General features: G+C 58.1%; 10 protein-coding genes and 1 pseudogene. 6 read left to right on the top strand and 5 right to left on the bottom strand.

Annotated elements, in window-relative coordinates; translation table 11 throughout:
* Window positions 1–570 (top strand): type II toxin-antitoxin system VapC family toxin, encoded by a 570-nt coding sequence (locus EX00_RS03545; RefSeq protein ID WP_047454212.1) that lies wholly within the window; start codon window positions 1–3, stop codon window positions 568–570.
* Here the strand turns inward: EX00_RS03545 and EX00_RS03550 are convergent.
* A pseudogene (locus EX00_RS03550) lies at window positions 559–750 on the bottom strand (integrase); the annotation flags it as partial. The gene EX00_RS03545 and the pseudogene EX00_RS03550 overlap by 12 nt on opposite strands.
* Window positions 751–793: 43 nt before the next feature.
* On the bottom strand, window positions 794–1,072 hold the full coding sequence (locus EX00_RS03555; RefSeq protein WP_047454216.1) for a DUF7673 family protein: 279 nt from the start codon (window positions 1,070–1,072) through the stop codon (window positions 794–796).
* A 266-nt stretch (window positions 1,073–1,338) separates the two neighbouring features.
* Between EX00_RS03555 and EX00_RS03560 the strand changes: the two genes are divergently transcribed.
* Together EX00_RS03560 and EX00_RS03565 are read left to right on the top strand one after the other, a co-directional pair.
* Complete coding sequence (locus EX00_RS03560; RefSeq protein WP_047454219.1) at window positions 1,339–2,040, top strand: Type 1 glutamine amidotransferase-like domain-containing protein; 702 nt, start codon at window positions 1,339–1,341, stop codon at window positions 2,038–2,040.
* 106 nt (window positions 2,041–2,146) lie between these two features.
* Window positions 2,147–2,644, top strand: coding sequence for a GNAT family N-acetyltransferase (locus EX00_RS03565; protein WP_047454221.1), 498 nt, complete (start codon window positions 2,147–2,149; stop codon window positions 2,642–2,644).
* A gap of 151 nt (window positions 2,645–2,795) precedes the next feature.
* Here EX00_RS03565 and EX00_RS03570 read toward each other — a convergent pair whose 3' ends face one another.
* The gene (locus EX00_RS03570) at window positions 2,796–3,713 is read right to left on the bottom strand and encodes a recombinase family protein (protein ID WP_047454223.1); all 918 of its coding nucleotides are present in this window, start codon (window positions 3,711–3,713) and stop codon (window positions 2,796–2,798) included.
* 155 nt (window positions 3,714–3,868) lie between these two features.
* On the opposite strand from EX00_RS03570, the gene EX00_RS03575 reads away from it, so the two are divergent.
* On the top strand, window positions 3,869–4,234 hold the full coding sequence (locus tag EX00_RS03575) for a type II toxin-antitoxin system RelE/ParE family toxin (RefSeq protein WP_047454225.1): 366 nt from the start codon (window positions 3,869–3,871) through the stop codon (window positions 4,232–4,234).
* Entirely contained in the window at window positions 4,227–4,550 is a 324-nt protein-coding gene (locus tag EX00_RS03580) for a helix-turn-helix domain-containing protein (RefSeq protein ID WP_047454227.1), read from the top strand. Before EX00_RS03575 ends, EX00_RS03580 begins: the two co-directional genes overlap by 8 nt.
* 155 nt (window positions 4,551–4,705) lie before the next feature.
* Here EX00_RS03580 and EX00_RS03585 read toward each other — a convergent pair whose 3' ends face one another.
* Window positions 4,706–5,854 carry a site-specific integrase gene (locus tag EX00_RS03585; protein ID WP_047454229.1) on the bottom strand — a complete coding sequence of 383 codons (1,149 nt, stop codon included), beginning with the start codon at window positions 5,852–5,854 and terminating at the stop codon, window positions 4,706–4,708.
* Window positions 5,855–6,209: 355 nt separating this feature from the next.
* On the opposite strand from EX00_RS03585, the gene EX00_RS03590 reads away from it, so the two are divergent.
* Window positions 6,210–6,548, top strand: coding sequence for a hypothetical protein (locus tag EX00_RS03590; protein ID WP_047454231.1), 339 nt, complete (start codon window positions 6,210–6,212; stop codon window positions 6,546–6,548).
* Between the two features lie 6 nt (window positions 6,549–6,554).
* Here EX00_RS03590 and EX00_RS03595 read toward each other — a convergent pair whose 3' ends face one another.
* A complete protein-coding gene (locus EX00_RS03595; RefSeq protein ID WP_047454233.1) occupies window positions 6,555–8,201 on the bottom strand; it encodes an IS66 family transposase in 1,647 nt (548 codons plus the stop codon).
* Window positions 8,202–8,330 lie beyond the last annotated feature (129 nt).

An 8,330-nucleotide genomic window follows, 5' to 3' on the forward strand; every position in this document is an offset into this window, starting at 1 on the left:
TTGTCGGACTTTGATTTCGACACGTCCGTCCGCTGGGCGCGGTTTGATCCTTATCGCACCCTTGCGAGGCGAGAGAACGCAGAACTGCCATTCGTCGGCGATGTGCCGGAGGCCGGGCAAGCGCTTTTGCTTGATACGTGCGTTTATATCGATGGCTTGCAGGGTCGTGCGCCTGAGGTCGTCTCCGACCTGCTGGATATCAGGTTGAGCAATCACTCGACTGTCGCCATTCAGGAATTGATGCACACGGTCGGCGTTCTCGATCCCAAACACCCTGGCACGAAGCAAGCGGTGCAGCAGATAAGGACAACGATTAATCACATGCAGCTGCATCGTATTTTCGCGCCCGACCCGGATGTTTTGGGACGGGCAGCGCTCCTTTCAGGTATGCTTTGCCGTCTTCAGGGCTATCAAAAGGATGCCCGTCTTCGGGCACTTCAGGACTGTGTTTTGTTCCTGCAGGCTCAGAAAATGGGTTTTACCGTCCTCACCGCCAATGTCAGTGATTTCGACTACCTGCTGCAGCTGATACCAACCGGCCGTGCCCTGTTTTACAGGTCAAACGACTAATCGCGCCGCGCGGCCGTTCTTCCGTTCGGCATTGTTATAATAGCTTGCCGCCTGCGTCACCGACCTGTGCAGCGACTGCTGCATGGCCTCCGGAAGAGGAATGCCACGATTGGCGGCCTCGGTGAGATAGCCGGACCGAAGCCCATGCGCCGAAAACCCTTCCGGATCCAGGCCAGCCGGCACGTCGTTCTGCTTCACGATCTCCTTGGAGCTGGTGGCTTGCTTAGGCATGCGGGCGCCAGCGTGCGATTATCTGTTCGATTTCCTGGCGATAGTCGTCGGGATAGGTGAGGGTAGGCTCACGCCCAAGCCAGGTAAAGATCGTGGTCATATCCTCACACAAATGCGGATCGAGATCGGCAAGCTCGGTCAGGTCGAAACCGCCGTGCACTTCAGCGTTCCACCAGGCGAGGATGAAGTTGGCAACGCGCCGTCCTTGGCCGGTGTCCTCATGCGCGACGTTGAGGAGTTTTTCGAGAGCAAATCTAACGCTGTCGTCCATGCTGTGCGCCCCTTGAAACGGTCTCTAAGGCTGACTTTCGTTTGTCGGTCGGCTTAATTGGACCGAATCCGATTCATTGTATCAATTGCCCTTTTTGCTTTCTAGGATCACCGGGATTTTTCCGATTGACCGGAATTGATGGAGGGTCGAGTGGGAGCATGGTGCGGTATCTTCGGCAGGAAAGCGGAAGTTGCGGCGATTGCAACAGCACCGTTTCCATCGCACATTGTGGATGCCATTTACGGCGAACTTTGCCGGAGTTGAACATGGTCAATCTCGCCTTTTACAGCGATCAGATCATCCCCGAGAGTAAAGAAATCGATCTTCGGCTTCTGGCGATGATGGAATCTCAAGGGCTGGGAACGCGGATCGGATACATTCCTTCTGGTCCGGAACCGGAGCGCCATTTTTTTAATGAACGCAAGCGACACTATGGAGCATATGGCTTAGAGATGTCTCTGTTCTATGACCTAGACGAGACGCATGGCGCCGAAGAGAAGGAAGCCCTTTTCGCCTGTGATGCCATTCATCTGACCGGTGGCCACACAGGTGGGTATTTGCACCGACTGAGAAGAAGTGGAATGCTCCCACTTCTTAGAAACTGGGCGCTCCAGGGCGGCGTACTAATCGGCACCAGCGCCGGTGCCATTCTCATGACCCCGACCATCGCGACGGACGCATTGTTTACCGGCAGCGTGCCGGAAGCCCTGACCGAAGAAACGGCACTCGATCTTGTGCCCTTCGAATTCTTCCCGCACCTGAGCGAAAACGCAACATATCTTCCGGAACTTGTCCGCTATAGCAAGCTCACGAGTCGACCAATTGTTGCCTGCGATGACGGCGACGGCATTATCGTTTCGGGAGAATGGGTGAGCTGTATCGGAAAGCCTATTTTGATCGCGGACGGAGTGGTCAAACAGGCGAAAGACATCACTCTCGGCAGACTATCTCTTCCAGAGAAATCCTAGAATCTGCAACAGTACGTTGTCCGCAATGGCAGAGGGCAGACGAGCGTCTCGGCGGCTTCGCGCCCTCAAAACAGACAAGCTCACTTTCAGTTAGTAAAATGCTCAAATGCCCATCGCTACGCCTTTGAAAACCGAGCGCCTATACCTTCGTCCCCCTTTAGAAAGGGACTGGACGTTCTTGATCGCGTTGGCATCGGACGAAAGTGTTCGGCGCTTCCTGGGCGGCGTAATGCCGCTAAAGCAGCGCGAGATGATTGCTGCGCAACTCTTTGTACCGAGTGAGGAGGAAATCGTCTGGATAGTCGAGACCCTATCTCCAGTCCGTGAAATTGGATTGGTAACGATATTGCCGCACCACGACGGCGACTGGCGGGAAATCTCTTATCAGTTTCACCCTGATTTTTGGGGGCGGGGATTTGCCATCGAGGCGCTGGCGGCCATCATTGAGTTCGCTTTCAACCATTTAAATGATCAAGTTTTGGTGGCCGAAACTCAGAGCGCAAATCTTGCTTCGCGACGGTTGTTGCAAAGATTGGGAATGAGCGAACTTCGAAGGTTAAGTCGGTTTGGCTCCGACCAGATCATTTACTCTATCCGCCGGTGACTGCTTCCGCCGACTCCGGTCTAACCGGTAAAGGAAGAAAGCTAAGGAAGCGGCGGCGTCGCGCGAAGCCATCATTCGCCCTATTGCGTTCTGCCATCTAAATCAGAGAAGGCGAGAAGCCGCGCTATCGGGAGAATGATGCTCCGTGCCCTCAGTGACGGATGAGGCCGAAACGATGGGCTTCATCCAGAAGGTGGCGAACAGACGACGGTTGCCATTTCCTTCCGCCACGCACCGGCCGCTCTCCCATTTGATCGAGCTGAGCAGCAATGTCGCGAAGCGACAATCCGGGATCTGCAATGGCGATCGCTGCCACCAGCTTCATCAGGTGATCCTCTGGCGCGCGGCGCGGCGATCGGGCAAGCAGGCCGGGCTCGGCAAGCTTCTCGCGGACCATGCGATGGACGGCTCGGCGTAACCGTTCCACCGTCCAGTCATGGCCGCGGCGATTGAGGACACGCACGACATTGTCCCAGCTATGCTGCGGCCGGAGTTGCCGCACGGTCGGGAGCCATGTTTGTGCCGACGCAATCAGTTCGTCGAGATAAACTTTCTCGCGTGCTTTCGACACCGCCCTGATCGCTTCCGGACGCCGTTCCCGAAGACCGGGATTCCCCGGAAGTTTTCCGCGCGCTTTCGCCGCCTTGATGCCGGCTTTGGTGCGTTCGGCAATGAGAGCTCTTTCGAGCTGAGCGACCGCGCCCAGCACCTGAAGGGAGAACATGCCCTGTGGCGTGGAGGTATCGATCGGATCTCGAATCGAGCGAAAATGGACGCCGCGTTTCTCAAGATCCTCGATTACCTGCAGAAGATGGCTGACCGACCGGGCGAGGCGGTCGAGCCGGACAACGACGAGAACGTCGCCGGCGGTAAGCTCGCCGAGCAGTCTCGTGAGAACCGGCCGAGCGCGTGACGCACCCGAGCCGTGCTCCTGGAAGATCCGGTCACAGCCGCCGGCGCGCAGTTCATCCATCTGCGCGTCATGCACCTGATCGTCGGTCGAGACGCGGGCGTAACCGATGAGTCGTCTCGGCGCCGGCGATTGAGTAGCGGCTTGTCGTTTTGCCATGGCTGATTTTGCGTCTTTTCATGGTGCTCTGTACAGATAAGGAATGCCTGAGAAAATGGTTGTTTGTAAGCGTCTCTGGAGGACGCAAGCCCCATTGCTTTGGGTAGAGACATGGATTATATATCCCAAAGTATCTATATCATTCAGGATATGAAATGACAGAATGGAAGGTCGAGTTTCACGACCGCTTCAAGGGTGAGATTGAGGACCTTCCAGCCGATGTTCGGGTCGAATTGCTCGCGCATTTGGTGCTGCTTCGTGAGAAGGGCTTTCGACTGGGACGGCCTGAGGTCGACACACTCGAAGGCTCCAGGCATGCGAATATGAAGGAACTGCGCGTCAAGGTGTTGAAGGTACAATGGCGGTTCGCCTTTGCTTTCGACCCGGAACGAAAGGCCGTCATTCTCTGCGGTGGTGCGAAGAGCGGTGTGAGCCAGAAGCTCTTCTACAAGCGGCTGATCGATCTGGCCGATAAACGGTACGATGAGCACTTGAGCGGGTTGGAGAAGAAACATGGATGATCTCGACAAGCTGATACAGACGCTTCCCGATGACGAACAGCGCGCCGTTGCAAAGCGGGCCGAGGCACTTGTCACGGCGCACAATCTGCGTGAATTGCGGGCACTCGCCGGGCGGACACAGGAAGACGTGTCTGCCGGGACCGGTTTCAAGCAGACCAACGTGTCAAGACTGGAGAAGCGCGCCGACATGAAGCTGTCGACGCTTCGCGATTATGTCGAATCGCTGGGTGGCACGTTGAAGATCGTCGCGGATGTCGCGGGCAAGAAAGTCGATCTCTCCAGCATCGCGGAGCGCTCCCGGCACGGCAAGATCTAAGAGAGCTACTGACAGGTACAGGGAATGGTCTCGGCTGTCGGCCGAGACGCGAAAACGTCCCACTTGGCCGCCATCTGGAGATGGCGGCCAAGTGTCGGATTTTCCGATAGCTTTGGTAAGCTTTGGCAGTTTAGAAGCAATACCGAAATCATCCCTCAAAGCATTCGCGCCGCCCGCCCGCTCCGGCGCGTGGCATTATTGTAATAGCTTGACGCCTGTTGCACCGACCGGTGGCGTGATTGCTCCATCGCTTCGGGGAGGGGAATGCCACGGTTGGCGGCCTCGGTCAAATAGCCCGATCGCAGCCCGTGCGCGGAAAACTCCCCCACCTCCAATCCGGCCATCTCTACCCGCTGCTTGATGATCGCATTGACCGACTGCGGATCGAGCGCCCGCCGCGACACGGTCCCCCAGCGCCCGATCGCCCGAAACACACTGCCGCTGTCGATCTTGGCGGCCGCCATCCAGGCATTCAGCGCCTCCACCGGCCGGCCGGCCAGATAGACGACATCGTCCTGTTCGCCACTGCTGGTCTTGGTGCGACCGAGATGGATGGCGAGAGAGGCGAGGGGGGCACCATTCTCGACCGGGATCGGCGGCTCGGTACTCAGTCGTTCGCGCCGCAGTCTAGCAATCTCACTGCGTCGGCGGCCGCCGGAGGCGAAGGCGACCATCAGGATGGCCCGGTCGCGCAGATCGCGCAAACCGTCAGTGGCGCAGGTCGCCAGCAGTTTTGCCAGCACGTCTGATGTGACTGCCTTGGTGCTCTTGCGGCCCCGTTGTCTTGGCACGGCTCGGACAGCAAGGCGAATGGCCGACTTGAGGGCAGGGGAGGCGAAGGTGCCATCCAGGCCGCGCCATTTCGTCAGCGTCGACCAATTCGCCAGCCGCCGCCGCACGGTGGATGGCGCGTGTGGGCCGACGGATTTCAGAAAACCCTGGCGCCGGAGGTTTTCGTCGACGTTTTTCGGCATGCCGTGATCGGGATCGGTCTCGCGGTGCTGTGGGTCCCAGAGATGATGGGCGACGAATTTCAACAGCAGTGCCTCGGGCGCCGGCCAGGGCAGGGTCGTTCCGGTCGCCGCCATGCCCCAGGCTTCCAGATAGGCAAGGTCCGAGGTCAGCGCCCGTAGCGTGTTGTCGCCCATGCCCTCGTTGACGAGATGGCGCAGCGTTTCGACATCCTGGTCGGTGAGCAGCTCGGCGAGCTCGTCGCGGCGCTCGATCGGCAGCACGGCGGCGATCGTGTCGAGTTCCTCGGCGCGGCGCTCGACGGGAGTTTGAGTTTTCTTGGCTTTGGCCACAGGCGCTCCAAAAGGACGGTTTTTGCGGCCTCTGAGACCGTGATTTGCCCCGATTCTTGCTGATTTGCCCCTTGAAATCAACAATCATCGATAACCTATACTTATCGATGGTTAGAGGCTCAGCCAGAAGCTGCATGGGCAACGGAAACCAGAGCCGCTTTCGATTCACTATGACAAAACAATGGCGTTAATTCATATGGTTAATGAACTGGAAATTCGGCAATATCTATGGTAAAAGGGGCTGATTTGGGGGCGCTGCCGAAGCGCTGGGCAATTGTGCCGTTGATGCTCTTCTATCATAATCGATGGCGGAGCATAAGACGGCATTGGAACCAGAGGCGCGGGTAGCGGCAAGATGCACGAGATCGATATCGAGGAGCTCGACGAAGCCACGCTGATGGAACTGCATGGACGCATCGTCGAACGGCTGCATTTTCTGCATCAGCAAAAGACGACGGCAGCCCTGCAAGAGATCAAGATCGGCAGCGGCGTAACGTTTGAAAGCCCGGATGGAGGAACGATCAGGGGCATCGTCATCCGCCGCAATCGTAAGACCGTGACAGTTCACACCGATGATGAGAAGCATTGGAACGTCTCGCCGTCATTGCTGACGCTTGTGGGCCGGCATGGTCTCGATGGAGAGGCGTCCAAAGACGGTCGTGTCGTGCCATTCACCAAGCCCGGCGCCAGGTAGCGAGGTTCAGGCTTTCGCCGCGATAAGGCCTGCCAATTGCGGGATGGCCTCACTGCCAAGCCCGAGCCGGTCACCGAGATAGTGGTAAAACGAGAGCCCAAGCTTCTGGCACGTCTTCATCAGGCCGAGCATGGTGTCACGCGCGACACGGCCGTCGCGGCTCATGGTGCCGCCAGAGATCTTTCGCTTGGTGACGAAGGTTCGCAGATCATTCTCCGACGCGTTGGTATGTAAAGGGATATAAGGGTGCTCGAGAACTTTGAGCAGTTCGTCTTTTCTACGATGCAAACGCGCCAGCAAGGCGTCGAGCGCATTATAGCCGGTGCGCAGGGTAAAGATCCTGTCGAACCGTCGTCGGAAGCCCGGGATTGCCTGTGGTAAAGGCTTTTGTTTCCAGACCTTCAGCATCTTGTAGAATCGCCAGACGAGATCCCGGACAAGCGCGACCGATCGCGCCTCCTTCGGCTTGACCGGCATCAGTTTCTGTAAAAGACGTTCTGCGTGGATCCAGCAAAGAGCATGATTGCCGACGCGGAACTGGCCGGCATCGTCGGAGACAATCACCATGTCGCCCAGAAGACCGTGATGGCGGATGGAACCCCAGAGGCCGGCTTCTGCCAGGACCCCGATCCCTTGGCGGTCAAAAATATCGACACCCTTGCGCGCCAGATATTCCAGGAACGGCACCTGGTTACTAAAGTGCCGAGGCTCGACACTGCGAAGTCCGGCAGCAAGCGCCGGGTCAGCACGCCGTTCTTCCAGATAGCCGAACGCGGCATCGTTGAGGACATAGTCCTGGTAGTTGCCGCGCAGCAGCGACAGGAAATTCAGTCGCGATTTCGATTTCGTGGTGCGGAAGGCGGTAAAATGCTCGCCGCCGATCTGGGTTGTATAAAAGTTACCGTGCGCGTGGCGGGCGCCGGTGTCGTCGACCGTAACATAAGGGGCCGAGGCCAGGCCGGCATGCAGCACTGCCGCGTCTTCGGCGACAAACCCATCCAGCTCCTTGGTCAAAAGGCGCACGACCTGGCGTTTCGAGACCTCGACGCCGATATCATTCAACAGCGTGGTCAGCCGCTGTGTCGTCACCTGACCTTGCGCGTGCAGCATCAGACAAAACCGCCTGAGGTTCGCCCCATAGCCACCCATGATCCCTGCGGGTAGCGGCGCCAGCACCGTCTTGCCATCCGGGGTCGCCCAGCATTCGCGTCGGTAATGAACAAGCTCGGTTGCCAACACCAGCTCCCGCACGAAGCAGCTTTTGTATCCCTTGAACCGCGAGCCGGCCGGAACGCCTGCACGTAAAATCTCTTCCCGGCTCACCCGCTTCACATCCAGCTTCGGGCCGCGCGGCTTCTTCTTAGCAGCCGCTTCTTCGTCAGGTTTACTATCGGTCGCTTTGTCCATGCCGGATGGGCGAAACGGCGGTCGCGGCGGCAGGTTCTTCAGCCGCGCGATCTCATCACGCAGCAACTGGTTCTCCACCTTGAGCTTGGTATTATCCAGCCACAGCCCCGCGTTCTCGGCCTCAAGCTTTTCGAGGCGAACTTCGGCCTGTTCAGCCCGCTCCAACAGGCCAGTCACCAGACTGCGTAGCGCCTTCAGCGAAAGCGTGTCAGCGTGCTCGGGGGAGGGGAGCCGTCTCTTTGCCATCCCTGGACCGAATCATGATTTGCCCCGTCTTGGGAATCCCTGCGCCGACCAACAGGATTCAACCCGCCCGGCTATGCACACTTTCTATACCGGACGCTGAAACCCTGCCACCGATTTTGCCCCACGTAC

Source organism: Martinezella rhizogenes (assembly GCF_000799715.1).
In the GTDB taxonomy this organism is placed as follows: Bacteria; Pseudomonadota; Alphaproteobacteria; order Rhizobiales; family Rhizobiaceae; genus Rhizobium; species Rhizobium rhizogenes_C.